Origin of the sequence: Tsukamurella paurometabola DSM 20162 (genome assembly GCF_000092225.1) — a bacterium.
Taxonomy (GTDB): domain Bacteria; phylum Actinomycetota; class Actinomycetes; order Mycobacteriales; family Mycobacteriaceae; genus Tsukamurella; species Tsukamurella paurometabola.
Window position 1 is genome coordinate 1,283,114 of sequence record NC_014158.1, and the last position, 26,088, is coordinate 1,309,201.

21 protein-coding genes and 3 rRNA genes are annotated in these 26,088 nt (G+C 65.5%); 21 read left to right on the plus strand and 3 right to left on the minus strand.

Translation table 11 applies throughout. The annotated features are described in order from the left end of the window. Window positions 1-19 precede the first annotated feature (19 nt). From TPAU_RS06240 to TPAU_RS06285, 10 genes are all read left to right on the plus strand, one after another. On the plus strand, window positions 20-433 hold the full coding sequence (locus TPAU_RS06240) for an ATP synthase subunit I (protein WP_013125917.1): 414 nt from the start codon (window positions 20-22) through the stop codon (window positions 431-433). Continuing rightward, entirely contained in the window at window positions 430-1,182 is a 753-nt protein-coding gene (gene atpB, locus TPAU_RS06245; protein ID WP_013125918.1) for a F0F1 ATP synthase subunit A, read from the plus strand. The genes TPAU_RS06240 and atpB overlap by 4 nt, the downstream gene beginning before the upstream one ends. Before the next feature lie 77 nt (window positions 1,183-1,259). Then, the gene (locus TPAU_RS06250; protein WP_013125919.1) at window positions 1,260-1,505 is read left to right on the plus strand and encodes a F0F1 ATP synthase subunit C; all 246 of its coding nucleotides are present in this window, start codon (window positions 1,260-1,262) and stop codon (window positions 1,503-1,505) included. A gap of 29 nt (window positions 1,506-1,534) precedes the next feature. Further along, window positions 1,535-2,047 (plus strand): F0F1 ATP synthase subunit B, encoded by a 513-nt coding sequence (locus TPAU_RS06255; protein ID WP_013125920.1) that lies wholly within the window; start codon window positions 1,535-1,537, stop codon window positions 2,045-2,047. Continuing rightward, complete coding sequence (locus TPAU_RS06260; protein ID WP_013125921.1) at window positions 2,048-3,394, plus strand: F0F1 ATP synthase subunit B/delta; 1,347 nt, start codon at window positions 2,048-2,050, stop codon at window positions 3,392-3,394. It begins immediately after the preceding gene. Between the two features lie 47 nt (window positions 3,395-3,441). Next, window positions 3,442-5,076, plus strand: coding sequence for a F0F1 ATP synthase subunit alpha (gene atpA, locus TPAU_RS06265; RefSeq protein WP_013125922.1), 1,635 nt, complete (start codon window positions 3,442-3,444; stop codon window positions 5,074-5,076). Next, window positions 5,069-5,989 (plus strand): F0F1 ATP synthase subunit gamma, encoded by a 921-nt coding sequence (locus TPAU_RS06270; RefSeq protein ID WP_013125923.1) that lies wholly within the window; start codon window positions 5,069-5,071, stop codon window positions 5,987-5,989. Before atpA ends, TPAU_RS06270 begins: the two co-directional genes overlap by 8 nt. Before the next feature lie 18 nt (window positions 5,990-6,007). Continuing rightward, a complete protein-coding gene (atpD, locus tag TPAU_RS06275) occupies window positions 6,008-7,453 on the plus strand; it encodes a F0F1 ATP synthase subunit beta (RefSeq protein ID WP_013125924.1) in 1,446 nt (481 codons plus the stop codon). A gap of 7 nt (window positions 7,454-7,460) precedes the next feature. Continuing rightward, window positions 7,461-7,844: a F0F1 ATP synthase subunit epsilon gene (locus TPAU_RS06280; RefSeq protein WP_013125925.1), complete on the plus strand. Its 384-nt coding sequence runs from the start codon at window positions 7,461-7,463 to the stop codon at window positions 7,842-7,844. A gap of 93 nt (window positions 7,845-7,937) precedes the next feature. Continuing rightward, on the plus strand, window positions 7,938-8,372 hold the full coding sequence (locus tag TPAU_RS06285; protein ID WP_013125926.1) for a DUF2550 domain-containing protein: 435 nt from the start codon (window positions 7,938-7,940) through the stop codon (window positions 8,370-8,372). A gap of 3 nt (window positions 8,373-8,375) precedes the next feature. Here TPAU_RS06285 and TPAU_RS06290 read toward each other — a convergent pair whose 3' ends face one another. Further along, on the minus strand, window positions 8,376-8,972 hold the full coding sequence (locus TPAU_RS06290) for a cob(I)yrinic acid a,c-diamide adenosyltransferase (RefSeq protein ID WP_013125927.1): 597 nt from the start codon (window positions 8,970-8,972) through the stop codon (window positions 8,376-8,378). Between the two features lie 63 nt (window positions 8,973-9,035). Between TPAU_RS06290 and murA the strand changes: the two genes are divergently transcribed. The 6 genes from murA to TPAU_RS06320 all read left to right on the plus strand — a co-directional run bounded on the left by murA (window position 9,036) and on the right by TPAU_RS06320 (window position 17,380). Further along, on the plus strand, window positions 9,036-10,289 hold the full coding sequence (gene murA / locus TPAU_RS06295; protein ID WP_013125928.1) for a UDP-N-acetylglucosamine 1-carboxyvinyltransferase: 1,254 nt from the start codon (window positions 9,036-9,038) through the stop codon (window positions 10,287-10,289). A gap of 712 nt (window positions 10,290-11,001) precedes the next feature. Then, window positions 11,002-12,520 (plus strand): 16S ribosomal RNA (locus TPAU_RS06300). Between the two features lie 402 nt (window positions 12,521-12,922). Further along, window positions 12,923-16,010 (plus strand): 23S ribosomal RNA (locus TPAU_RS06305). 132 nt (window positions 16,011-16,142) lie between these two features. After that, window positions 16,143-16,259 (plus strand): 5S ribosomal RNA (gene rrf / locus TPAU_RS06310). Together the 16S, 23S and 5S rRNA genes form the textbook arrangement of a ribosomal RNA operon. A 132-nt stretch (window positions 16,260-16,391) precedes the next feature. Then, a complete protein-coding gene (nucS, locus tag TPAU_RS06315; protein ID WP_041944776.1) occupies window positions 16,392-17,087 on the plus strand; it encodes an endonuclease NucS in 696 nt (231 codons plus the stop codon). A 47-nt stretch (window positions 17,088-17,134) separates the two neighbouring features. Then, the gene (locus TPAU_RS06320; RefSeq protein WP_041944320.1) at window positions 17,135-17,380 is read left to right on the plus strand and encodes a hypothetical protein; all 246 of its coding nucleotides are present in this window, start codon (window positions 17,135-17,137) and stop codon (window positions 17,378-17,380) included. On the opposite strand, the gene TPAU_RS06325 is transcribed toward TPAU_RS06320, so the two are convergent. Beyond that, entirely contained in the window at window positions 17,361-18,407 is a 1,047-nt protein-coding gene (locus TPAU_RS06325) for a coiled-coil domain-containing protein (RefSeq protein ID WP_013125932.1), read from the minus strand. The genes TPAU_RS06320 and TPAU_RS06325 overlap by 20 nt on opposite strands. 99 nt (window positions 18,408-18,506) lie before the next feature. Next, the gene (gene mce, locus TPAU_RS06330; RefSeq protein WP_013125933.1) at window positions 18,507-19,010 is read right to left on the minus strand and encodes a methylmalonyl-CoA epimerase; all 504 of its coding nucleotides are present in this window, start codon (window positions 19,008-19,010) and stop codon (window positions 18,507-18,509) included. A 64-nt stretch (window positions 19,011-19,074) separates the two neighbouring features. On the opposite strand from mce, the gene TPAU_RS06335 reads away from it, so the two are divergent. The 5 genes from TPAU_RS06335 to TPAU_RS06355 all read left to right on the plus strand — a co-directional run bounded on the left by TPAU_RS06335 (window position 19,075) and on the right by TPAU_RS06355 (window position 26,031). Next, the gene (locus tag TPAU_RS06335) at window positions 19,075-20,277 is read left to right on the plus strand and encodes an acetyl-CoA C-acetyltransferase (protein WP_013125934.1); all 1,203 of its coding nucleotides are present in this window, start codon (window positions 19,075-19,077) and stop codon (window positions 20,275-20,277) included. Between the two features lie 2 nt (window positions 20,278-20,279). After that, window positions 20,280-20,636, plus strand: a complete 357-nt coding sequence (locus tag TPAU_RS06340; protein WP_245537851.1) for a DUF3817 domain-containing protein — start codon at window positions 20,280-20,282, stop codon at window positions 20,634-20,636. Window positions 20,637-20,706: 70 nt separating this feature from the next. After that, complete coding sequence (locus TPAU_RS06345; protein WP_013125936.1) at window positions 20,707-23,652, plus strand: AMP-binding protein; 2,946 nt, start codon at window positions 20,707-20,709, stop codon at window positions 23,650-23,652. An 88-nt stretch (window positions 23,653-23,740) separates the two neighbouring features. Further along, entirely contained in the window at window positions 23,741-24,712 is a 972-nt protein-coding gene (locus TPAU_RS06350) for a tetratricopeptide repeat protein (protein ID WP_013125937.1), read from the plus strand. 80 nt (window positions 24,713-24,792) lie between these two features. Further along, window positions 24,793-26,031 carry an ABC transporter substrate-binding protein gene (locus TPAU_RS06355; RefSeq protein ID WP_013125938.1) on the plus strand — a complete coding sequence of 413 codons (1,239 nt, stop codon included), beginning with the start codon at window positions 24,793-24,795 and terminating at the stop codon, window positions 26,029-26,031. The last annotated feature ends 57 nt before the right edge of the window (window positions 26,032-26,088 follow it).

Genomic DNA, 26,088 nt, shown 5'->3' on the forward strand with positions numbered 1-26,088 from the left:
AGACCCCGAAGGAGGGGACATGACGACGCCAGCCCCCTCCGTTGACGAGGCACAGCGGCCTGTCGGCGTGAGCATGATCAACCCCATCGTCATCGTGATCGGACTGTCCGTGATCGCCGGTGGCATCGGAGCGGCCTTCGGCCACCCGTGGTTCGCCGCCTGGTTCCTCGTCGGTGGTCTGCTCGCCGTTCTCAATGCGAAGCTCGCCGTTCTCAAGGTGGCCACGGTCACCGCGGAGGACGAGCCTCGTAAGGCCCCGGTCGCCGTCAATTCGATGGTCCGCCTGGGCGTGGTGTCGGTCATCGCGATCGTCATCGCCTACTTCTTCCGGCCCGATGGGCTGGGCGTGATCTTCGGCCTCGCCGTCGGTCAGATCGTCCTCGTCCTGAACACCGTCATTCCCGTTCTGAAAGGGCTTCGCCAGCAGTCATGAACACGAATCTGTACGCCGAGGGCTCGATCAAGGTCGCCCACTACAAGTCGTTCGAGTTGTGGGGCATGACCTTTCACTGGGACACGATCCTGGCGACGGCCATCGCCGCCACGATCGTCCTCATCCTGGCGTTCATCCTGAAGGCGAAGGTCACCTCGACCGGTGTGCCCAGTGGCGTCCAACTGTTCTGGGAAGCCATCACCATCCAGCTCCGCGGCCAGATCGAATCGGCGATCGGTATGCGCGTCGCGCCCTTCCTGCTGCCGCTGGCGATCGCGCTGTTCACGCTGATCCTCGCCGCCAACTGGCTGGCGGTGCTGCCGCAGCAGTACAGCGGCCCCGATGGCGCGCCCACGGAGATCTTCCTGCCGCCGGCCGCCGACGTGAGCTTCGTGTACGCCTTGGTGCTCGTCGTCTACCTGGGCTACCACTTCGCCGGTTTCCGCACGCACGGCCTGTTCGGCTACCCCGCGAAGGTGGTCAAGGGCCACGCCATCGGCCTGGCGCCGATCAACGTGATCGAGGAGCTCATCTCCAAGCCGCTCTCGCTCGCCCTGCGACTTTTCGGCAACGTCTTCGCGGGCACGGTCATGGTCGCCGTCATCGCGCTGCTGCCGGCCTACCTGCTCTGGTTCCCGAACTCCCTGTGGAAGTCCTTCGAGCTCTTCGTCGGTCTCATCCAGGCGTTCATCTTCTCGCTCCTGACCATTCTGTACTTCGCCACCTCCATGGAGAAGACGGACCACTGACCTGTCCGCGGCCCGCACGGGCCACGGCCATAAGACCCTGGTAGGCCGACTACCAGAAACCGAAAGGGAAAAGATAAATGGATCCGAACATCGCGCAGGGTGCCCTCATCGGCGGCGGCCTGATCATGGGTGGCGGCGCCATCGGCGCCGGTATCGGTAACGGTCTCGCCGGTTCCCAGCTCGTCGCCGGCATCGCGCGGCAGCCGGAGGCCCAGGGCCGCCTGATGACCCCGTTCTTCATCACCGTTGGTCTGGTCGAGGCCGCGTACTTCATCAACCTGGCCTTCATGGCCCTGTTCGTGTTCGCGACCCCGATCTCCTAAATCGCTCGTAAGAAACGGGAACTGACGTCATGCAGCTCGCTGAGGGTAATTTCCTCCTCCCCACCGCGGGAACCTTCATCACGTGCCTGATCATCTTCTTGATCGTGCTCGGGGTGATCTGGTTCTTCGTGGCTCCTTCGATCCAGCAGGTTCTGGATGATCGCGAAAAGATGATCAACCAGACCGCGAACGACGGCCGTGCCGCGGCCAAGGGATTCGAGGACGCCGAGGCCGAGTACCGCGCGGGGCTCGCCTCCGCCCGGGGTGAGGCCGGCAGCATCCGCGACGAGGCCCGCGCCAGCGGCCGCGCCGCGCTGGAGGAGCAGAAGCAGCGGGCCAGCGCCGAGGCGGACGCGATCACGCGGGAGAAGACCGAGCAGTTGCGTGCCGCGGGCGAGTCCGCGGCCGCGGCGGCGCGCGCCGATCTCGCTCCGCTCTCGGCGTCGTTGGCGAGCCGCGTGCTCGGCTTCGACGTGACGCAGGACCCGGCCCTGAAGACGAAGCTGGATCAGATCACGAGCGAGAAGGTGGTGAAGAACTAAATGGGTGTCTTTATTGGTAACCTCGTCGCCTTCGCGGTCATCCTCTTCGTCCTGTGGAAGTACGTCGTTCCGCCGGTGAAGCGGCTCATGAAGGAGCGTCAGGACACCGTCCGGGCGCAGCTCGAGGAGTCGCGCACCGCGCAGGAGAAGCTGTCGCAGGCAGGCCAGGCGGGGGAGCGCGCACGCTCCGACGCCGCCCGCGAGGGAAGCCAGATCCGCGACGAGGCCCGCGGCGACGCCGACGCCATCCGCGAGGAGCTGCGTGCCCAGACCGACCGTGAGGTCGCCCGCATCGGCGAGCACGGCCAGGGGCAGGTCTCGCTGAACCGCAGCAACCTGGTGCGCGGCTTCCGCTCCGAGCTCGGCGCCGAAGCAGTCGACGTGGCCGGACAGCTCGTCCGTGGCCACCTCGCCGACCCGGCCAATCAGTCCGCATCGGTCGACCGGTCGCTCACCGAGCTGGAGTCGATGACCCAGGGCGCCGACGAGGTGCGCGTCACCGAGGCCGACCGCATCGGTACGCGCTCCCTGCGTGCGTCGAGCCGCGACGCCGTGCGCCAGCTGGCCGCCGGTTTCGACCAGCGCACTGCCACCGTCGAGGAGGCCGCTCTGGCGCAGGTCGCCGACGACCTCGCCAACGTGGTCAACGTGCTGAACGAGCAGCCGGTGCTGCGCAAGCACCTCGCCGAATCGGCGGAGGCCCCCGAGGCCAAGCGTCAGCTCGTCGACAAGCTTTTCGGCGGCAAGATCAGCGCCGAGGCCAATGCCTTCGTGCAGGACGCCGCCGCTGCCAAGTGGTCGTCGCCGGCCGACTTCGCCACCGCGATCGAGCGCCAGGCCCGCGTGGCCGTACTGCTCGGCGCAGAGCGGGCCGGCAAGCTCGACGAGACCGAGGACGAGCTGTTCCGCGCGGGACGCATCCTCGAGGGAGAGCCCGAACTGACCGCCGCGCTCTCCGACACCCGGGTGCCGGCCGCGAACCGTATCGCGCTGCTGGACAAGATCTTCGGTGGCAAGGTCAACCAGTTCACCGCGGCGCTCTTGCGCCAGACCGTCCGGCTGGTGCGGGTCGGCCGCGTGGACGCGGCCGTCGCGTCGATCGCCGAGCTGGCCGCGGCCCGCCGCGGCGAGTCCGTTGCGGTGGTCGAGTCGGCCGTCGCCCTGACCGAGGAGCAGCGGACTCGCACCGCGGATCTGCTCGCCCGCATCTACCAGCGCAAGATCGCGGTGCAGACCGAGGTTGTCCCCGAGCTCCTGGGCGGCCTGCGCATCACGGTGGGCAACGAGGTCATCGAGGCCGACATCGCGTCGCGTCTCGATAAGGCCGCCGAACAATTGCCCCGCTAAACCCACACACTTCCACCCAGAAACACAAAAGAGGGAAACGAGTACTCATGGCTGAGTTGACGATCTCAACCGACGACGTCAAGGGCGCGATCGAGCAGTACGTCTCGACGTTCGAGGCCGACGCCTCCCGCGAGGAGATCGGCACCGTCTCCGACACCGCCGACGGCATCGCCCACGTGACCGGGCTCCCCGGCGCGATGGCGAATGAGCTGCTCGAGTTCCCCGGTGGGGTGCTCGGCGTGGCCCTGAACCTCGACGAGGACGAGATCGGCGCCGTCATCCTCGGTAACTACGAGTCGCTGGAGGAGGGCCAGCAGGTCCGCCGCACCGGCGACGTGCTCTCGGTGCCGGTCGGCGACAAGTTCCTCGGCCGCGTGGTGAACCCGCTGGGCCAGCCGATCGACGGCCTCGGCGACATCGAGGCCGAGGAGCAGCGCGTTCTCGAGCTGCAGGCCGCCACCGTGCTCGAGCGTCAGCCCGTCGAGGAGTCGCTGGCCACCGGCATCAAGGCCATCGACGCCATGACCGCGATCGGCCGCGGCCAGCGCCAGCTGGTGATCGGCGACCGCAAGACCGGCAAGACCGCCGTCTGCGTCGACACGATCCTGAACCAGAAGGCCAACTGGGAGACCGGCGATCCCACCAAGCAGGTCCGCTGCATCTACGTCGCCATCGGCCAGAAGGGCTCGACGATCGCCGGCGTGAAGTCCGCGCTCGACGAGGCCGGCGCCATGGAGTACACCACCATCGTCGCAGCCCCCGCGTCCGATTCGGCCGGCTTCAAGTGGCTCGCCCCCTACACCGGCTCGGCCCTCGGCCAGCACTGGATGTACCAGGGCAAGCACGTTCTCATCGTGTTCGACGACCTGTCGAAGCAGGCCGAGGCGTACCGCGCCATCTCGCTGCTGCTGCGCCGCCCGCCGGGCCGCGAGGCGTACCCGGGTGACGTCTTCTACCTGCACTCGCGTCTGCTGGAGCGTTCGGCCAAGCTGTCCGACGCCCTGGGTGGCGGCTCGATGACCGCACTGCCGATCATCGAGACCAAGGCCAACGACGTCTCGGCATTCATCCCGACCAACGTCATCTCCATCACCGACGGCCAGGTCTTCTTGGAGTCCGACCTGTTCAACAAGGGCGTCCGCCCCGCGATCAACGTCGGCACCTCGGTGTCCCGCGTCGGTGGCGCCGCGCAGACCAAGGGCCTGAAGAAGGTCTCCGGTTCGCTGCGTCTGGAGCTGGCCCAGTTCCGCGAGCTCGAGGCCTTCTCGGCCTTCGCCTCGGACCTCGACGATGCGTCCAAGGCGCAGCTGGCGCGTGGCGCCCGCTGGGTGGAGCTGCTCAAGCAGGATCAGTACAGCCCGGTGTCGGTCGAGGACGAGATCGTCTCGATCTACCTCTGCGGTGAGGGCTACTACGACTCGGTTCCCGTCGACGACGTCCGTCGCTTCGACGCCGAGCTGCTCAGCCACCTGCACCACGCCGCCGCCGGCGTGTACGAGTCCATCGCCGGTGGCGCGGTGCTCGAGAAGGACCAGGCGAAGATCCTCGAGGCCGAGACCGACAAGTTCAAGCAGAGCTTCCTCGCCTCCGACGGTTCGCGCGTGGTGAACGAGGCCGATGCCGACGCCCTCCCCGCCGAGGACGTCGAGCAGGAGACGATCAAGGTCAAGCGCAATGGCTAGTATCCGAGAGCTGCGCTCACGGATCCGGTCGGTCAACTCGACCAAGAAGATCACCAAGGCGCAGGAACTGATCGCGACCTCGCGGATCACCAAGGCGCAGGCCCGAGTCGCGGCGGCGAAGCCGTACTCCGAGGAGATGACGGCCGTGCTGTCGGAACTCGCCAGCAAGTCGGGCTCGCTGGATCACCCGCTGCTGGTCGAGCGTCCGAACGCCAAGCGCGCGGCGATCCTCGTGGTGAGCTCGGACCGCGGCATGTGCGGTGGCTACAACTCCAACGTGCTGCGGGAGACCCGCGAGCTGATCCAGCTGCTCAAGGACGAGGGTAAGGAACCCGTTCTCTACACGATGGGGCAGAAGGGCCTGGACTACTTCACCTTCCGCGGCCAGCAGGTCGCCGGATCGTGGACCGGGTTCTCGCAGCAGCCGCATCACACGGATGCGGTCGCCGCGACCGAGACCCTGGTGAAGCTGTTCGAGGCCGGCTCGCAGGAGTACGTGACCATCGACGGCGTGGAGACCCACGGCGTCGACGAGCTGCACATCGTGTACACGCGGTTCGTCTCGATGCTGTCGCAGACCCCCGAGGTCCGCCGCATGGCCCCCCTGGTCGTCCAGGAGGCCGAGGCCGGTTCGACCGACGATGAGCCCGCGCGCAACTTCACCTTCGAGCCCGGTGCCGACAGCCTGCTGTCCGCGCTGCTCCCGAAGTACGTCGCGACCCGCGTGTTCGCCGCGCTGCTCGACTCGGCTGCGTCCGAGAACGCCGCGCGTCGTACGGCCATGAAGGCGGCCACCGACAACGCCAACGATCTGGCCGTCTCGCTCTCCCGCGAGGCCAACCAGCTCCGCCAGGCGCAGATCACCCAGGAAATCAGCGAAATCGTCGGTGGCGCCGGCGCCCTCGCGAACTAGAAACCGGAAAGCAGAGACATGACTACAGCAACCGAGCCCGCGTCGGCGGGCACCGCTGCGGCCACCGGTCGCGTGACGCGGGTCATCGGCCCGGTCGTCGACATCGAGTTCCCGCGCGGCGCCGTTCCCGACCTGTTCAACGCCCTGCGCGCGGAGATCACCCTCCCGTCCGTGGCCAAGACGCTGACCCTCGAGGTCGCGCAGCACCTCGGCGACAACCTGGTGCGCGCCATCTCCATGCAGCCCACCGACGGCCTGGTCCGCGGCACCGAGGTCACCGATTCGGGCTACCCGATCCGCGTCCCCGTCGGCGATGTCGTCAAGGGCCACGTGTTCAACGCCCTGGGCGACTGCCTGGACACCCCCGGACTCGGCCGCGACGGCGAGCAGTGGGGCATCCACCGCAAGCCCCCGGCCTTCGATCAGCTCGAGGGTAAGACCGAGATCCTGGAGACGGGCATCAAGGTCATCGACCTGCTGACCCCGTACGTCAAGGGCGGCAAGATCGGTCTGTTCGGTGGCGCCGGTGTCGGCAAGACCGTTCTGATCCAGGAGATGATCACCCGTATCGCGCGCGAGTTCTCGGGCACCTCGGTGTTCGCGGGCGTCGGCGAGCGTACTCGTGAGGGCACCGACCTCCACCTCGAGATGGAGGAGATGGGCGTGCTGCAGGACACCGCCTTGGTGTTCGGCCAGATGGACGAGCCGCCGGGCACGCGTATGCGCGTCGCCCTCTCGGCCCTGACCATGGCCGAGTACTTCCGCGATGTCCAGCATCAGGACGTGCTGCTGTTCATCGACAACATCTTCCGGTTCACCCAGGCCGGTTCCGAGGTCTCGACCCTGCTGGGTCGTATGCCCTCGGCCGTGGGTTACCAGCCGACGCTGGCGGACGAGATGGGTGAGCTCCAGGAGCGCATCACCTCGACCAAGGGCCGGTCCATCACCTCGCTGCAGGCCATCTACGTGCCCGCCGACGACTACACCGACCCGGCGCCGGCCACCACCTTCGCGCACCTCGATGCGACCACCGAGCTCTCGCGTCCGATCTCGCAGCTGGGTATCTACCCCGCCGTGGATCCGCTGACCTCGACCTCCCGCATCCTCGAGGCCTCGATCGTGGGCGACGAGCACTTCCGCGTCGCGAACGAGGTCAAGCGCATCCTGCAGAAGTACAAGGAGCTGCAGGACATCATCGCCATCCTCGGTATGGATGAGCTCTCCGAGGAGGACAAGGTCACGGTGCAGCGCGCTCGCCGTCTCCAGAAGTTCCTCGGCCAGAACTTCATCGTCGCCGAGAAGTTCACCGGTGAGAAGGGCTCCGTCGTGCCGCTGGCCGACACCATCGAGGCCTTCGACCGCGTGTGCAAGGGCGAGTTCGATCACCTGCCCGAGCAGGCGTTCAACAGCTGTGGTGGTCTCGACGACGTCGAGGCGGCCGCGAAGAAGATCGCCGGGAAGTGACCGTCCAGTGGCTGACACGGCGTTTCAAGTAGAGGTCGTCTCCGTCGAGGAGCGGCTGTGGTCGGGCGAGGCCACCTACGTCATCGCCCAGACCACGGAGGGTGAGCTGGGAGTCCTGGCCCATCACGAGCCGCTGTTCGGCCAGCTCGTTCAGGGTGGCGCTGTCGCCATCCAGACGACGGCCGGCGAGCGACTGGCAGCAGCGATCCGCGGCGGCTTCCTCTCGGTGACCGGCGAGAAGGTCACCGTGCTGGCCGACGGTGCCGAGTGGGCGTCCTCGCTCGACGAGGCCGCGGTGCGTCGCGAGCTCGACGGTGCGGCGGACGGCTCGGACGAGCAGGTCGTCGCGCAGGGACGACTGCGCGCGCTCGAGTACCTCGCGGGCAAGTAGCATAGAGATAGCAGCGTGAAGCCGGTGGCCCGGTAAAACGGGCCACCGGCTTCACGCATATTCGTAGGGCGTGCGAGAGGCGGCGGTGCGACGGTGGATGTGGGCGCGGTGGTGTTCGGTGCGGCAGTACTGATCCTCGTGCTGCTCGCCGTGGGTGCCGTGCTCGCGCTGCGCCTGTACAGCCTCCGCGTCGCGGGGGTGCCGATCATCCTGCGATACCTGCCGGCAGAGCCGGAGCAGGGATGGCGACACGGCACCCTCCGGTACGACGATCACGAGCTGAAGTACTACCGGCTCAGCAGTATTCGGCTCGGACCGAGCTGGACTTTGCCGCGCGGCGAGACCGAGATCGTCGGTCGCCGCGCACCGTCGGGCACCGAACTGGATGTGATCGATCCCGATATGGTGATCGTCCATGCGGTCACCCCGGACGGCGAGACCGAACTCGCCTTCGCCCGCGACGGTCTCACCGCGTTCCAGTCCTGGCTCGAATCGCGGCCCTCTCCGCGCCGCAACCGACCGATCTGAGCGTCAATCCGGCGGTGCCGCGCCCGGAGCCGGTTCGCCGCCCGGCCGCCACAGTACGTCGCCGTCGGGATTGGCCACCCGCGACAGAATGAACAACAGGTCCGAGAGTCGGTTGAGGTACTTCGCCGGGAGCGCGGAGACCGTCTCGCCGTGCTCGGCCACGGCCTCCCACGCCGACCGTTCGGCCCGACGGACGACGGTGCGCGCCACATGGAGATACGCGGCCAGGGGAGTGCCGCCCGGCAGCACGAATGAATCGAGCTTGGGCAGATCGGCATTGAACTCATCGCACCACCGCTCGAGCCGATCGATGTAGTCCGGCGTCACCCGAAGTGGGGGGTACTCGGGGTCCGGAACGATCGGATTCGAGAGGTCGGCGCCCACGTCGAAGAGATCGTTCTGGATCCGCAGCAGTACCGCGCGCAGCTCCGGCGGGGGAGCGCCGACGGTGACCGCGACGCCGAGCGCGGCGTTCGCCTCGTCGCAGTCGGCGTAGCCGCGCAGACGGGCATCGGACTTCGGAACCCGCGAGAAGTCGCCGAGACCGGTGGTCCCGTCGTCGCCGGTTCGGGTGTAGATCCGGGTGAGGTGTACCGCCATACGTACAGCGTATCGCCGTGGGTGACATGTGGCGGTGCGCTGGCGTGCCCTAGGGTGAGGGCCGTGGGTGAGAAGTTTCTGGTGCACGGCGGAGCCCGATTGACCGGCGAGGTTACCGTGGGCGGAGCGAAGAACAGCGTGCTCAAGCTCATGGCGGCGGCATTGCTCGCGGAGGGCACGTCGGTCCTGACGAACTGTCCCGAGATCCTGGACGTACCGCTCATGGCGGACGTGCTGCGCGGACTGGGCGCCGAGGTGGAGCTGGACGGTGAGACCGCGCGGATCACCACGCCGGCGGTGCTGAACCACCGCGCGGATTTCGACGCGGTCAAGCAGTTCCGCGCTTCGGTCTGTGTACTCGGTCCGCTGATGGCGCGTGAGCACCGCGCGGTGGTTGCGCTTCCCGGCGGAGATGCGATCGGCTCGCGGCCGCTCGATATGCATCAGTCGGGCCTGCGCGCGCTCGGCGCCACCAGCTCCATCGAACACGGTTGCGTTGTGGCACAAGCAGATTCGTTGGTCGGTGCGGAGATCACCCTGGAGTTCCCCTCGGTGGGGGCCACCGAGAACATCCTGATGGCCGCGGTCCTGGCGAAGGGGCTGACGGTGATCAGCAATGTCGCGCGGGAACCGGAGATCGTGGACCTGTGCACGATGCTCGTGCAGATGGGGGCCGATATCGAGGGAGTCGGTACCGACACCTTGATGGTGCGCGGCGTCGACAAGCTCCATCCCACGGAGCACCGGGTGATCGGCGACCGCATCGTGGCTGCGACGTGGGGATTCGCCGCAGTGATGACGCGCGGTGACATCACGGTCAACGGTATCGCGCCCGAGACCCTGGGGGTGGTGCTGCAGAAGCTCCAGGACGCCGGAGCCACCGTGACCGAGCGCGCGGACGGCTTCCGGATCGCATCCCCGGAGCGGCCGCATGCGGTGAACGTGGCGACTCTGCCCTTCCCCGGATTCCCCACGGACCTGCAGCCGATGGCGATCGGTATGGCGTGCGTCGCGGACGGTACGTCGATGATCACCGAGAACGTCTTCGAGGCGCGCTTCCGGTTCGTCGAAGAGATGGTGCGTCTGGGTGCGGATGCCCGGACCGATGGCCATCACGCGGTGATCCGGGGAGTGGAGCAGCTCTCGAGTGCGCCGGTCTGGTCGACCGACATCCGCGCCGGCGTCGGCCTGGTGCTGGCCGGTCTGTGCGCCGACGGGGTGACCGAGGTGCACGACGTCTTCCATATCGACCGCGGATATCCGAACTTCGTGGGCACGTTGACCGCCCTGGGCGGCCGGATCGAGCGCGTGTCCTGACGCGATCGCCCGTCCGGGGCTCGATCGCTGCACGGCGCACATCGGTTTGTGCCCCCTGAGCAGGCGATTTGTGTACCGCGCTCGATGTGTGTAACTTATTCCAAGTCAGCGCGCCACGGCGCCGCCCGGAGGGCCCACCGAGACCAGCTTCTAGCTGGGATTTCGAAGCCGCTCCCCGGATGCTAGGAAACCGGGACGATCGGAAACGATCATCGCGCTGGCCACCACGGAAGAGAACCTACGATCTCGAACGCGCTTCATGCGGGTTCGTGAGGTTCTCCCATGTGGTGCGGCGGACTCATACCGGGTCCGGCCGCAACCAGCCGGAAGGCGAGTTGCGGACCAGAATCCGGTCTGCTAAGCTAGAACGGTTGCTCCAAGCAGCCCGCCTTGACAGGCGGAGAGCGAGGATGTAACCTGGAACGGTTGCCTGCGAAGGTATCCAATCCGCCAAAAAACAACGAACTCTTCGGGGTTCTTCGGGCGGTGCGGGCCGCGTTGGGCGTGTTCTTTGAGAACTCAACAGTGTGTCGATGAATTGTCAGTGCCAATTTTTGGCACGCACAATAACAATTTTTGTTGTTTTGTGTTGTGGCTTTTCTCGTTTATTTCTTTGCGAGATATTTTTTTGAAGACATTGATTTTTGTCAGTGTTTTCGTTTTGTTCAGGATTTCCTGGATTACGCTGAAACATTTTGTGTTTCTAGTGTTTTTTATGGAGAGTTTGATCCTGGCTCAGGACGAACGCTGGCGGCGTGCTTAACACATGCAAGTCGAACGGTAAGGCCCTTTCGGGGGTACACGAGTGGCGAACGGGTGAGTAACACGTGGGTGACCTGCCCTGTACTTTGGGATAAGCCTGGGAAACTGGGTCTAATACCGGATATGACCTTCTCCTGCATGGGGGTTGGTGGAAAGCTTTTGCGGTACAGGATGGGCCCGCGGCCTATCAGCTTGTTGGTGGGGTAATGGCCTACCAAGGCGACGACGGGTAGCCGGCCTGAGAGGGCGACCGGCCACACTGGGACTGAGACACGGCCCAGACTCCTACGGGAGGCAGCAGTGGGGAATATTGCACAATGGGCGCAAGCCTGATGCAGCGACGCCGCGTGAGGGATGACGGCCTTCGGGTTGTAAACCTCTTTCAGTAGGGACGAAGCGCAAGTGACGGTACCTACAGAAGAAGCACCGGCCAACTACGTGCCAGCAGCCGCGGTAATACGTAGGGTGCAAGCGTTGTCCGGAATTACTGGGCGTAAAGAGCTCGTAGGCGGTTTGTCACGTCGTCTGTGAAAACCCGAGGCTTAACCTCGGGCCTGCAGGCGATACGGGCAGACTTGAGTACTGTAGGGGAGACTGGAATTCCTGGTGTAGCGGTGGAATGCGCAGATATCAGGAGGAACACCGGTGGCGAAGGCGGGTCTCTGGGCAGTAACTGACGCTGAGGAGCGAAAGCGTGGGTAGCGAACAGGATTAGATACCCTGGTAGTCCACGCCGTAAACGGTGGGTACTAGGTGTGGGTTTCCTTCCACGGGATCCGTGCCGTAGCTAACGCATTAAGTACCCCGCCTGGGGAGTACGGCCGCAAGGCTAAAACTCAAAGGAATTGACGGGGGCCCGCACAAGCGGCGGAGCATGTGGATTAATTCGATGCAACGCGAAGAACCTTACCTGGGTTTGACATATAGAGGATCGCCGCAGAGATGTGGTTTGCCTTGTGCCTTCTATACAGGTGGTGCATGGCTGTCGTCAGCTCGTGTCGTGAGATGTTGGGTTAAGTCCCGCAACGAGCGCAACCCTTGTCTCATGTTGCCAGCACGTAATGGTGGGGACTCGTGAGAGACTGCCGGGGTCAACTCGGAGGAAGGTGGGGATGACGTCAAGTCATCATGCCCCTTATGTCCAGGGCTTCACACATGCTACAATGGCGCGTACAGAGGGCTGCGATACCGTGAGGTGGAGCGAATCCCTTAAAGCGCGTCTCAGTTCGGATTGGGGTCTGCAACTCGACCCCATGAAGTCGGAGTCGCTAGTAATCGCAGATCAGCAACGCTGCGGTGAATACGTTCCCGGGCCTTGTACACACCGCCCGTCACGTCATGAAAGTCGGTAACACCCGAAGCCGGTGGCCTAACCCTTGTGGAGGGAGCTGTCGAAGGTGGGATTGGCGATTGGGACGAAGTCGTAACAAGGTAGCCGTACCGGAAGGTGCGGCTGGATCACCTCCTTTCTAAGGAGCATTTAGTGCCGTTTGTCAGCCCGAGTGTGGCTGCGCGGTCGCTCATTATGGGTGGAACACTGACTTTCTTGGGCTCTTTTCTCCTGCTGTGTGTGGGGGTTGGGGGTTCGGGGTTCATCGATACACTGTTGGGTGTCTGAGAGGGCACGTTCTTCTCTTGCTGCTTCATGTCTGTGCCTGCGGTTGTGGGTGTCGGTGGGGTGGTGTGTGTTGTTTGAGAATTGTATAGTGGACGCGAGCATCAACTTCTGTTCCAGTTTTCTGGTTCAGTGGTTTTTGTTTCTGTAATTTTACATGTTTCTGTGTAAGCATTTTGTTTGTGTTTTTTTGGCGCTTATGTCATGAGAATGCATTGAGCATGCGTTGTTGTGTGTTTGGTGTGTGTTTTGTGTGTTGTAAGTGTCTAAGGGCGCACGGTGGATGCCTTGGCGCAAGGAGCCGATGAAGGACGTGGGAGGCTGCGATATGCCTCGGGGAGCTGTCAACCGAGCTGTGATCCGAGGATTTCCGAATGGGGAAACCCAGCACCAGTCATGTGGTGTTACCTGCCGCTGAATATATAGGCGGTGTGGAGGGAACGAGGGGAAGTGAAACATCTCAGTACCCTCAGGAAGAGAAAACAATAGTGATTCCGTGAGTAGTGGCGAGCGAAAGCGGATGAGGCTAAACCATGCACATGTGATACCGGGTAGGGGTTGTGTGTGTGGTGTTGTGGGGTTCATCGTTTCAGTTCTACCTGGCTGGACGACAGTAAGAAATCATCATGTTAGGTGAAGTGGCCTGGAATGGTCTGCCGGAGAGGGTGAGAGTCCTGTAACCGAAAACGTGGTGACTGTTGTGATGGATTCCCGAGTAGCAGCGGGCCCGTGAAATCCGCTGTGAATCTGCCGAGACCACTCGGTAAGCCTAAATACTACCTTGCGACCGATAGCGGACTAGTACCGTGAGGGAAAGGTGAAAAGTACCCCGGGAGGGGAGTGAAATAGTACCTGAAACCGTGTGCTTACAATCCGTCAGAGCCCTCGTTGTGGGGTGATGGCGTGCCTTTTGAAGAATGAGCCTGCGAGTCAGTGCTCGGTGGCGAGGTTAACCCGTTGTGGGGTAGCCGTAGCGAAAGCGAGTCCGAATAGGGCGTGTGAGTCGCCGGGTCTGGACCCGAAGCGGAGTGATCTACCCATGGCCAGGGTGAAGCAGCAGTAAGATGTTGTGGAGGCCCGAACCCACTTAGGTTGAAAACTGAGGGGATGAGCTGTGGGTAGGGGTGAAAGGCCAATCAAACTCCGTGATAGCTGGTTCTCCCCGAAATGCATTTAGGTGCAGCGTCACGTGTTTCTTGCCGGAGGTAGAGCTACTGGATGGCCGATGGGCCCTCACAGGTTACTGACGTCAGCCAAACTCCGAATGCCGGTAAGTGAGAACGTGGCAGTGAGACTGCGGGGGATAAGCTTCGTAGTCGAGAGGGAAACAGCCCAGATCGCCGGCTAAGGCCCCTAAGCGTGTACTAAGTGGAAAAGGATGTCCGGTCGCGAAGACAACCAGGAGGTTGGCTTAGAAGCAGCCACCCTTGAAAGAGTGCGTAATAGCTCACTGGTCTAGTGGCTGGGCGCCGACAATGTAGCGGGGCTCAAGTACACCGCCGAAGCCGCGGCACTCACAGTTTTGACTGTGGGTGGGTAGGGGAGCGTCGTGCAGCCGTAGAAGCAGCAGGGTGACCTAGTTGTGGAGGCTGCGCGAGTGAGAATGCAGGCATGAGTAGCGAATGACAAGTGAGAAACTTGTCCTCCGGATGACCAAGGGTTCCTGGGCTAGGTTAATCCTCCCAGGGTGAGTCGGGACCTAAGGCGAGGCCGACAGGCGTAGTCGATGGACAACGGGTTGATATTCCCGTACCCGTGTCAGATCGCCCCTGATGAATCAGTTGTACTAACCGTCCTGAAGCACCTTGATCACCTTCGGGTGACGGTGGTGTGGATGCACGGGACCTCGGCTGGTAGTAGTCAAGCGATGGGGTGACGCAGGAAGGTAGTGGGGCCAGTCAGTGGTTGTACTGGTGTAAGCCTGTAGGGCGAGATCTAGGCAAATCCGGATCTCATGATGCCTGAGAGGTGATGCGTAGCCGTTGCGGCGAATTCCATGATCCTATGCTGCCGAGAAAAGCCTCTAGCGAGATCTGATGTGGCCCGTACCCCAAACCAACACAGGTGGTCAGGTAGAGAATACCAAGGAGATCGAGAGAACTGTGGTTAAGGAACTCGGCAAAATGCCCCCGTAACTTCGGGAGAAGGGGGACCTCGTCTGGTGATGATCTTTACGGTCGGAGCTGGGTGGGGTCGCAGAGACCAGAGAGAAGCGACTGTTTACTAAAAACACAGGTCCATGCGAAGTCGTAAGACGATGTATATGGACTGACGCCTGCCCGGTGCTGGAAGGTTAAGAGGACCGGTTAGCCGTAAGGCGAAGCTGAGAATTTAAGCCCCAGTAAACGGCGGTGGTAACTATAACCATCCTAAGGTAGCGAAATTCCTTGTCGGGTAAGTTCCGACCTGCACGAATGGCGTAACGACTTCTCTGCTGTCTCAACCACAGACTCGGCGAAATTGCAGTACGAGTAAAGATGCTCGTTACGCGCGGCAGGACGAAAAGACCCCGGGACCTTCACTATAGCTTGGTATTGGTGTTCGGTTCGGTTTGTGTAGGATAGGTGGGAGACTGTGAAGCGGGCACGCCAGTGTTCGTGGAGTCGTTGTTGAAATACCACTCTGATCGTATTGGATACCTTAACCTCGGACCATGATCTGGTTCAGGACAGTGCCTGGTGGGTAGTTTAACTGGGGCGGTTGCCTCCCAAAATGTAACGGAGGCGCCCAAAGGTTCCCTCAGCCTGGTTGGCAATCAGGTGTTGAGTGCAAGTGCACAAGGGAGCTTGACTGTGAGACTGACAGGTCGAGCAGGGACGAAAGTCGGGACTAGTGATCCGGCACCGGCAAGTGGAAGCGGTGTCGCTCAACGGATAAAAGGTACCCCGGGGATAACAGGCTGATCTTCCCCAAGAGTCCATATCGACGGGATGGTTTGGCACCTCGATGTCGGCTCGTCGCATCCTGGGGCTGGAGTAGGTCCCAAGGGTTGGGCTGTTCGCCCATTAAAGCGGCACGCGAGCTGGGTTTAGAACGTCGTGAGACAGTTCGGTCTCTATCCGCCGCGCGCGTTAGAAACTTGAGGAAGGCTGTCCCTAGTACGAGAGGACCGGGACGGACGAACCTCTGGTGTGCCAGTTGTTCCACCAGGAGCACGGCTGGTTGGCTACGTTCGGAAGGGATAACCGCTGAAAGCATCTAAGCGGGAAGCCTGTTCCAAGATTAGGTTTCTCACCACCTTGAGTGGGTAAGACCCCCTACAGACTATGGGGTTGATAGGCCAGAACTGGAAGCGCAGTAATGCGTGCAGGTGACTGGTACTAATCGGTCGAGGACTTACCACACACATAACATTCGCCAAAACGAACACGTGTGTGCTAACAAGAGCATGTAACAATGAAAGAAACCAAGCCGCAGGGTTTGGTTCGCGTCCACTATGCAATGTCTGAGACAACACATGTGTTGTTTCGCAGTGTTACGGCGGCCATAGCGGAGGGGAAACGCCCGGCTCCATTCCGAACCCGGAAGCTAAGCCCTCCAGCGCCGATGGTACTGCACTCGTGAGGGTGTGGGAGAGTAGGACACCGCCGGACTAAAATTAGATACAGATGAAGCCCTCGGAGGCTGGTGAGCAGAAATGCTCCCGCCTCCGGGGGTTTTCGTCGTTCTCGGGGGAGGGAAAGGGCAGCGCGATCGGCGTACCTCCGTGCCGTATGGTGGAGCTCGTGCGTGTCGTTATTGCCGATTGCCAGGTCGACTACGTGGGACGGCTCACCGCCCACCTCCCCATGGCCCGCAGGCTCATCCTGGTCAAGGCCGACGGATCGGTCAGCATCCACGCAGACGACCGCGCGTACAAGCCGCTCAACTGGATGAGCCCGCCGTGTTGGCTCGAGACCGCGCCGTCGGGCGAGGACGCCAAGGACGTGCCCGAGGGGCAGCAGCTGTGGATCGTCCGGAACAAGGCGGACGAGCAACTGCGGATCCTGATCGGCGAGGTGGAACACGACAGCAGCCACGAGCTCGGTGTCGATCCCGGCCTGGTGAAAGACGGTGTCGAGGCACACCTGCAGGAATTGCTCGCCGAGCACACGCATACCTTCGGTGAGGGCTACACCCTGATCCGGCGTGAATACATGACGGCCATCGGACCCGTCGACCTACTGTGCCGCGATGCCGACGGCGGCACCGTGGCCGTGGAGGTCAAGCGCCGCGCCGAGATCGACGGTGTCGAGCAGCTCACCCGCTACCTCGAACTGCTCAACCGCGATCCGCTCATCGCGCCCGTCACGGGCATTCTTGCCGCCCAACAGGTCAAGCCCCAGGCACGGACGCTCGCCGAGGACCGCGGAATCCGGTGCGTCACCGTCGACTACGACGTGCTCCGCGGCACCGAGGACACGTCCTACAAGCTCTTCTGACGACGATGGGGAAGCGGCCGGTCTCGAGGCGGCGGGCCGGTGGGCCCGTGCGTCCGCTCAGCGCGGGTGGGTTCGGCTCCCGGGTCGACCTCGGTGACGACGCCTATCAGGTACGCACCGTCACCGGGACGGCCGCGGCCAAGGACTACCGGTGTCCGGGGTGCGCACAGGTGATCGCATCGGGCACCGCGCATATCGTGGCGTGGCCCGCCGCCGAATCCGGCGGCGTGACCGAACGCCGGCACTGGCACACCGGGTGCTGGCGACGCGAGGTCAGTCGGCGCTCGCGGTAGCCGGATCGGGTGCCGCGAAATCGTCGGCACCGAGAATCTTGTCGGCCCGTTCGGAGGCCGTGGGACGGGCATCGCTGACATGCGCGGCCAGCTGCGGGCGCGCCGGTGTGAAGGCAGCCGGCTCCACGTGCTTGTCGACCACCTCGGCCTCGCCGCTGCCGGCCGCGAGGGCCTCCGGCACCAACGAGAGCTGCCGGCGCACCGTCTCCAGCTGATCCAGGATCGACGAGCGCAGCGCCTGCATGTCCTCGGTGATGCGGCGTGCATTGGCCACCTGCGAGGAGATCCGGGTGTTGGTCTCATCGAGCTTCTGCTGTGCGGTCGCGTTCGCGGTGTTGAGCGTCTGCTCCGCCCGCTCGTTCGCACTGTCGACCCGCTCGCGGGCCTCGTTCTTCGACGCGTCCTCGAGCTCGGTGATGGTGCGGATCGCCTTATCGCGGCGCATCGACATCGCGAGGTCGAAGTCGTTCTGTACGCGCTCGCGGTTCTCCTCCGCGGTGCGCTGGAGCTTGGCCGCCTCGGCCTTCGCCTCGGCGATGATCCGTGCGGCCTCGTCGGCGGCGCGCTGCATCGTCTCCTTGTGCTCGTCCTCCATCGCCTGGCGGCGGTTGGTCATATCGGAGCGGATGCGATCGGCTTCGCGGCGGGTGGCCTCGGCCTCCTGGCGGGCGAGCGAACGCACCTCGGCGGCTTCGTTGGCGGCAGCGGCACGGATCTCGGAGGCCTCATCGGAGGCCAGGCGCATCATGCGGGCGATGCGGTCGCTCATGCCCTCCGCCGTGGTCGGCGGGACACTGAGCCGGTCCACTTCGCGCCGCAGGTTGTCGATCTCGTCCTGCGCCTCGTCGAGGAGGTCGGTCAATTCGCGCGCGTGCGCCGACGCCGCATCCCGGTCGGACGCGAGAACCCGCAGCTCAGCCTGGTAACGATGGAACTGCTCGCTGACCTGCTCGCGGTCGTATCCACGGAGGACCACCGCGAACGGCGCGGGGGCCGGCCCGGCCGAGGGATTGTCCGAATTCGCCATAGCCCGATGGTACGTGGCCGATCCGGCCACGCTCTGATCAGCAGGGCCGTAGCGTCCGAATCGTTATCGGCCCCGAACTCCCGGTTGTGCAGCGACGATCTAGTGCGCCGCCGCCGGCTCCACCAGCTCGACCAGAATCCCACCCGCGTCCTTGGGGTGCACGAAGTTGATCCGCGATCCCGCGGTGCCGTTGCGCGGCGCGTCGTACAGCAGCCGGACGCCCTGGTCGCGCAGATGCGCGGTCACCTTGTCCAGATCCGAGACCCGGTATGCCAGCTGCTGCATGCCCGGGCCGTTGCGATCGAGGAACTTCGCGATCGTCGACTCCGGGGTGAGCGGGGCCAGCACCTGCAACTGCGCTGCCGCAGCCGGCTCGGCGCCCTCGGCGAGCAGCTTCGCGGGGGACAGCATCGCCTCGCGGACGCCCTGCGCTTCGTTGATCTCCTCGTGGGTGCAGACGAAGCCGAGGACGCGGGCATACCACTGCACCGCCTCATCGAGGTCGGCGACGGCGACCCCCACATGATCGATGCCGAGCACGTACTGGGCGGGCAGGTCAGCGGCGGCCGGATGAGCGCCGGGATGCGATTGGCTTGCGGTCATTGTCCGAATGTAGCGTGGAAGCAGGTGCGATCATTCGCAGGTGTACGAACTCGAGGAGTCAGCTGTGTCCAACCCCGATCCGTCCGTCATCGTCTCCGGGGCCCGGACCCCGATCGGGAAGCTGCTCGGTGCGCTCAAGGGCTTCAAGGCCACCGACCTCGGGGCGATCGCCATCAAGGGGGCTCTCGACAAGGGCGGCGTCGATCCGAAGCTCGTCGACTACGTGATCATGGGCCAGGTGCTCACCGCGGGCGCCGGCCAGATGCCGGCTCGTCAGGCCGCGGTCGGCGGCGGCATCGGCTGGGACGTACCCACTCTGACCATCAACAAGATGTGTCTGTCGGGTTTGACCGCGATCGCCATGGCCGATCAACTGATCCGGGCCGGCGAGTACGAGGTCGTCGTCGCCGGTGGGCAGGAGTCGATGACCCAGGCCCCGCACATCCTCAAGGGCAGCCGCGAGGGCTTCAAGTACGGCGCCGCCGAGCTGCTCGATCACACGGCCTACGACGGCCTCCATGACGTGTTCACCGATCAGCCGATGGGTGGGCTGACCGAGCAGGAGAACCGCGTCGAGGGACAGAACTTCACCCGCGAGCAGCAGGACGAGGTCGCGGCGAAGTCGCACCAGCGCGCCGCCGCCGCCTGGGCGGAGGGCCGGTTCAAGGACGAGGTCGTCCCCGTCGAGATCCCCCAGCGCAAGGGCGATCCGGTGGTCTTCGCCGAGGACGAGGGCGTGCGGGGATCCACGACCGCTGAGTCGCTGAGCGGTCTGCGACCCGCGTTCGCCAAGGACGGCACCATCACCGCCGGCAACGCCTCCCAGATCTCCGACGGTGCCGCCGCCGTGGTCGTCATGCGGAAGAGCAAGGCGCAGGAGCTGGGCCTGGACTACGTCGCCGAGATCGGCGCGCACGGTGTGGTCGCCGGGCCGGACTCGACGCTGCAGCACCAGCCCTCGAACGCGATCAAGAAGGCGCTCGGCAAGCAGGGCCTGACCGTCGCCGATCTCGACCTGATCGAGATCAACGAGGCGTTCGCCGCCGTCGGCCTGGCGTCGATGGCCGATCTGGGCGTCTCCGATGAGATCGTCAACGTCGATGGCGGTGCCATCTCCATCGGTCACCCGCTCGGGGTGTCCGGTGCCCGCGTGGTGTTGCACCTGGCGTACGAGTTGCAGCGTCGCGGTGGCGGCACCGGCGTCGCGGCGCTGTGCGGCGCGGGTGGCCAAGGCGACGCCCTCATCCTGACCGTCCCGAAGAAGTGAGCGTGAGCGTGAACGAGTCCACCGCGTCCAAGATCGTCCTGGCCTTCAAGGTGGTCGCCTTCGCCGAGGCGCTCACGTGGGTCTGGCTGCTGATCGGCATGTACGGCAAGTGGGTCGGCGGCAACGAGGAGGCCGTCGCCACGCCCGGCATGACCCACGGCATCGTCTTCATGGTGCTGGTGGTGCTCACCCTGGCCGTCGCGTACGTGCGCAAGTGGGACGTCAAGACCCTGGTTCTGGGCCTCGCCGCCACTGTTCTGCCGTTCTGTTCGGTGGTCTTCGAGGTGTGGGCGCAGAAGGCGGGCAAGCTCGACGCACCGGCTGCGGAGCCCGAGTCGGCCAACGCAATCAGCGGTTGACGCACGATCCGTCCCGCCCGGCGGTACGTTGACTCGCTGACCGGATCGATTCTTCACTGGAAGCGGGGAGATGGTGGACATCCTGGGAGGACTGCCGGGCGCGAGGGCACTGGAGGCCTCGGTGAACCGGCTCGCGGCTACCGCGCGCAACGGCATGGAGGTGCTGCGGCAGGGCGGCCTGGAGACCGGAGCCAAGCCCTCGCCGTTCACCGTCGTCGAGCGCAGCCCGATGTACCGGCTGCGGCGCTACTACGCCGAGACCGCGCCGGACCCCGCCGACGACGATCGTCCGGCGATCCTGCTCGTCCCGCCGATGATGGTGGACGCCAACGTCTTCGACGTCACCGCAGATAAGGGCGCGGTCTCCGTGCTGCACCGAGCCGGTCTCGACCCGTGGGTGATCGACTTCGGTTCGCCCGACCGGGAGGAGGGCGGTCTCGAGCGCAACCTCGCCGACCATGTGGTCGCGATCTCGCGCGCCATCGACCAGATCGTGGCGCTGCGCGCCCGCGATGTGCACCTCGGCGGGTACTCGCAGGGCGGGATGTTCTGCTATCAGGTTGCCGCCTACCGGCAGTCCCGGAGTCTCGCCAGCCTCATCACCTTCGGCAGCCCCGTCGACATCTCGGCCGGACTCCCGCTCGGCGCGCCGCCCGCTCTGGTGAACAAGGGCGCCGAGTTCGTCGCCGACCACGTCTTCAACCGCTTCTTCCTCCCCGGCTGGATGGCGCAGCGCGGTTTCGAACTGCTCAATCCCGTCAAGGCGGTCCGCTCACGGGTTGATTTCGTGCGCCAATTGCACGACCGGTCCGCACTGCTGCCCCGGGAGGACCAGCGCCGGTTCCTCGAGTCCGACGGTTGGGTGGCCTACTCCGGTCCCGCCGTCGCCGACCTGCTCAAGCAGTTCGTGGTGCACAACCGAATGCTCACCGGTGGCTTCTCCATCGACGGCGAGGCCGTTTCGCTGGCCTCGATCACCTGTCCCGTGCTCGCCTTCGTCGGACTGTCCGACCAGATCGGACGGCCCAGCGCGGTGCGCGGGATCCTGCAGGCGGCACCGTCGGCGCCGGTCTACGAGGCGCAGGCCTCCGCCGGACACTTCGGGCTCGTGGTGGGCAGTACTGCCGGTAGCGTCACCTATCCGACGGTGGCCGAATGGGTGAAGTGGCGCGAGGGCCGCGGCACCGAGCCGGCGAATATCGACCGGATGCAGCCCCATGACGGCCTCGACGCGCCGGTGAATCCGCTCGTCGCCGGTGTCGCAGGCCTCGCGACCGTCGGTTTCGTCGCCGCCCGCGACGTGATCGACGCTGCGGCCGGCGCCGCTGCGGGCGCGAGCGCGGTGGCCCGCGAAGTGACCCGCGGCCTGCCCAAACTGGCCCGCTTGGACCAGCTTCAGGCGCATACCCGCGTTTCGCTGGGCAAGCTGCTCGCCGAGCAGGCCGCGAAGGACCCGTACGGCGAGCTGTTCCTCTACGAGGACCGGGTGCACACAAAGCAGGCGGTGAACGAGCGCATCGACCGCGTGGTGAGCGGACTGCTGCAAGTGGGCGTCCGACAGGGCGAGCACGTGGGCGTGCTCATGCACACCCGTCCCTCGGCGCTGGTCACCATCGCTGCGCTGTCCCGGCTCGGTGCGGTGTCCGTGCTGCTGTCGCCGGGCACCGACTACGCGGCCTCGCTGAAACTGGGCGAGGCCACCTCCGTCATCACCGACCCGGAGCACGCCGAGGAGGCGAGTGCGGTCGCCGAGCGCGTCTTCGTCGTCGGCGGCGGTGACCGTCGCGACCGGCCGGGTGCATCGCGCCAGGACCTGGCCGCCGAACTGGTCGACCTCGAGCAGGTCGACCCGGACAACGTCCGGATCCCGCGCTGGTACCGCCCCGATGCGGGGCTCGGCCGCGACCTGGCCTTCGTCATGTTCTCCGCAGTCGGCGGTACGCTGCGCGCGAAGCGGGTCACCAACGGCCGGTGGGCGCTGTCGGCCTTCGGTACGGCCTCGGCCACCCGGCTCTCGGAGAGCGATACCGTCTACTGCCTCACCCCGCTCAGCCACAGCTCCGGCCTGATGACCAGCCTCGGCGGCGCGCTCGCCGGTGGTTCCCGGATCGCGCTCACCCGCGATTTCGATCCGGCGCGGTTCATGATCGAGGTGCAGCGCTACGGCGTCACGGTGGTCTGTTACACCTGGAACCTGATGCGGGCCGTGCTCGACGAGCCCGACCTGCAGATCCCGCGCTACCACCCGATCCGCGCGTTCATCGGCTCCGGCATGTCGTCCGAACTCTCCCGCCGCGTGAGCGAAGCCTTCAGCGCCCGCGTCGTCGAGTTCTACGCCTCCACCGAGGGAGAGATCGTGCTCGCCAAGGTGGGCGGCGGCAAGCCGGGCGCCAAGGGGCGCCGGCTGCCCGGCAGCGCCGAGGTGACACTGGTGGACTTCTACATCGACTCCGGACGGTTCGTCGAGACCGACGACGGTTACCTCCAAGAGGTCGAGCGGGGTCAGGTGGGCGTCCTGATCGGCCGTGCCGACCCGGATACCACCCAGCGCGATGTGCTGCTGCGGGGTGCGTTCCGGCCGGGCGACGCCTGGTTCTCCACGGGACATCTGTTCCGGCAGGACGACGACGGTGACTACTGGCTCGTCGACGATGTCCGCACCGTCGCCCTGACCGAGCGGGGCCCGGTGTACTCGATCCCGATCGCCGACGTCCTCGAGCAACTCGGCCAGGTGGACCAGGCGGTCGTGTACCGAGTACCGGGGGAGACCGAGGCGGCACCGCCCCGGGTGGTCGCCGCGGTCACGCTGCGCCCCGGCGGAGCGCTCACCGCTCATGAGGTGACCGACGCCTTCGCCGGGCGGCACGAGCAGTATCCCGATGCGGTCCAGGTGGTCGACGAGGTGCCGCTCACCAGTTGGTACCGGCCCCGTGGCGGCGAACTCGCGGCTCGGGGCATGCCTGAGCCGGGTCCCGCGTCCTGGCGTTACGACGCCGTCGCGGCTCGGTACGTGTAGCGGTTCCGGCAGCGCGTCCGGCCGCGTCCGGTCGCGGTCGGACACTTCCGGACGGCGCCCGTTCGAGGCCCCGTGCCAAGATGGAGGAGTGAGCACACCGCGCGCGCCCCGGGGCGCATCGAGGCAGGATCAGGAGCGAGCGCTGCGCACCGCAGCGGCCATGTCGGGGGCGGTCGACCTGTCGGGTCTCAAGGCCCGCGCAGAGGCGAAGGCCACGCAGCAGGCCCGTTCCGCGGCGGGTGCGGAGCCGGACGGTGCGCCCGCCGGCGGCGGCGCCGTCCTCGACGTGACCGACCAGACCTTCCCGGCTGAGGTCATCGACGCCTCGGCGCGGCAGCTCGTGGTGGTGGCGTTGACCGCGTCCTACAGCGAGCAGTCGGCGGCGATGACGGCGGTGCTGGCCCAGCTCGCCGCGCAGGACGGCGGCCGGTGGAAATTCGTCCGGGTGGACGTCGACGCAGCGCCCGGGGTGGCGCAGGCCTTCGGCGCCCAGTCCGTGCCCATGGTGATCGCGGTCGCCGGTGGCCGGGCCGTGACCGCGTTCGCGGGGGCCCAGCCCGAGTCCGCCGTGCGGCAGTGGCTCGACGATGTCCTGGCCCAGATCGGCCCCGCGCTGGGCGGCGCCGAGGACGCGCCGGCCGAGGCGGCGTCGGATCCGCGGCGTGAGGCGGCCGAGCAACTGGCTGCGGACGGCGACTACGCCGGGGCGCAGGCCGCTTACGAGGCCATCCTGCACGCCGATCCCGGCGATGCGGAGGCGGCCGCCGCCGTGAAGCAGATGGGATTCTTCGCCCGCGCGACCGCCGCCGAGCCCGGGGCGGTGGCCCGCGCCGATGCCGACCCGAAAGATGTGGACGCTGCGCTGGCCGCCGCCGACGAGGAGTTGCTGACCGGTGCCCCGCAGGCCGCATTCGCTCGTTTGATCAGCGCGATTCGAATCACCGCCGGTGACCAGCGGGCTGCGCTGCGGACCCGGCTTCTGGAGCTGTTCGAGCTGTTCGACCCGTCCGACGCGATGGTGCTCGCGGCCCGCCGGGACCTCGCTGCCGCCCTGTTCTGACGGTGCGCCGGTGCGCCCGCACGATCGTCCGGTCTCCGATTTGCGATAATCATCGGGTGTCTGGGATCTACGGTCGCGGAATGTCGCGACGCGCCGCGCTTGCGGGCTTCGGCGCGTTCGCGGCGTCCGGAGTGTTGGCGGCGTGCGGGTCGAACACCGGACGCGGTTCGTCGGGTGACCTGACGGTCTGGTTCCACGAGTACGGCGAGAAGGGAACCGGGACCGCGCTCCGGCGGTATGCGTCGGGGTTCCCGGGCGGCGGTGTCTCCACGCTCACCTTCCCCGGTGACTACGATCAGAAGGTCGCATCGGCGCTGATCGGAGACAGTGGGCCGGACGTCTTCGAGTTCGCGAACGGCCCCACGATCGACATGATCACCGCGGGTCAGGTCGCCGATCTCACCGATCTGCTCGGCGATGCCCGTTCCGATTTCAATCCAGCTCTCCTGGACCGGATGACCTATCGCGGGAAGGTCTACGGTATCCCGCAGGTGATGGATGTCCAGGTGCTGGTGTACCGCAAGTCGATGTTGCAGAAGGCGGGCGTGCGTCCGCCGCGCACCGTCGATGAGCTGGTGTCGGCGGCCGAGGAGCTGAATCAGGGCACCACCAAGGGGCTCTTCCTCGGTAACAACGGTGGCGCCGATGTCCTCGGCGGGGTCCTGTTGTGGTCGTCGGGGCACGACTACCTGACCCCGGACCGCAAGCCCGGTTTCGTCAATGAGGATGTGGCGTCCGGCCTGCGCACGATGCGCAAGCTGTTCACCTCGGGAAACCTGTTGCTCGGCGCGCCGCAGGACTGGTCGGATCCGGGAGCCTTCATCGCGGGCCTGACCGCCATGCAATGGACCGGACTCTGGGCGTTGCCGGCGATCACGGAGGCCCTGGGCGACGATGTCGGCGTGCGGGCGTTCCCCGCGATCGGCACCAACGGTGGCGACAGTGTGCCGTTCGGCGCGTACGGCTCCGCGGTGAGCACGAAGGGGGATCTCGCGAAGGCGAAGAAGTTCGTGCAGTGGCTGTGGGTGGAACGCTCCGACCTGCAATTGGACTGGGCGCAGGGCTACGGGTTGCATGTGCCCGCCCGGCGTTCGCTGGTTCCACAGGCGAACAAACTCTCGACCGGTGTCTACAACGAGGCGTCCAAGCTCGTCTACTCGGTGGGCCGCCCGCAGACCCCGCTGCTGTGGACCCCGCGGAGCTCGACGGCCTACCGGGACGCGTTGGACCGAGTGATCCGCGGCGGTGCCGACCCGATGACGGAGTTGCGCGGCGTGGCGGACGTGGTGGAACGAGAACTGGACCGGTTCCCCGCCTGATGTCGCGCAGTATCACGCGGGGCGCCTGGCGAGAGTCGCCGCACCTGTGGTTCTGGC

Bases quoted from the DNA above. Each gene is read 5' to 3' on its own strand.
- TPAU_RS06260 (WP_013125921.1), top strand. From the start codon at position 2,048: ATGGGTGTCTTTATTGGTAACCTCGTCGCCTTCGCGGTCATCCTCTTC.
- TPAU_RS06240 (WP_013125917.1), top strand. From the start codon at position 20: ATGACGACGCCAGCCCCCTCCGTTGACGAGGCACAGCGGCCTGTCGGC.
- atpB (WP_013125918.1), top strand. From the start codon at position 430: ATGAACACGAATCTGTACGCCGAGGGCTCGATCAAGGTCGCCCACTAC.
- TPAU_RS06325 (WP_013125932.1), bottom strand. From the start codon at position 18,407: ATGGCGAATTCGGACAATCCCTCGGCCGGGCCGGCCCCCGCGCCGTTC.
- TPAU_RS06255 (WP_013125920.1), top strand. From the start codon at position 1,535: ATGCAGCTCGCTGAGGGTAATTTCCTCCTCCCCACCGCGGGAACCTTC.
- TPAU_RS06345 (WP_013125936.1), top strand. From the start codon at position 20,707: ATGGTGGACATCCTGGGAGGACTGCCGGGCGCGAGGGCACTGGAGGCC.
- TPAU_RS06355 (WP_013125938.1), top strand. From the start codon at position 24,793: ATGTCGCGACGCGCCGCGCTTGCGGGCTTCGGCGCGTTCGCGGCGTCC.
- atpA (WP_013125922.1), top strand. From the start codon at position 3,442: ATGGCTGAGTTGACGATCTCAACCGACGACGTCAAGGGCGCGATCGAG.
- TPAU_RS06270 (WP_013125923.1), top strand. From the start codon at position 5,069: ATGGCTAGTATCCGAGAGCTGCGCTCACGGATCCGGTCGGTCAACTCG.
- mce (WP_013125933.1), bottom strand. From the start codon at position 19,010: ATGACCGCAAGCCAATCGCATCCCGGCGCTCATCCGGCCGCCGCTGAC.
- atpD (WP_013125924.1), top strand. From the start codon at position 6,008: ATGACTACAGCAACCGAGCCCGCGTCGGCGGGCACCGCTGCGGCCACC.
- TPAU_RS06250 (WP_013125919.1), top strand. From the start codon at position 1,260: ATGGATCCGAACATCGCGCAGGGTGCCCTCATCGGCGGCGGCCTGATC.
- TPAU_RS06290 (WP_013125927.1), bottom strand. From the start codon at position 8,972: ATGGCGGTACACCTCACCCGGATCTACACCCGAACCGGCGACGACGGG.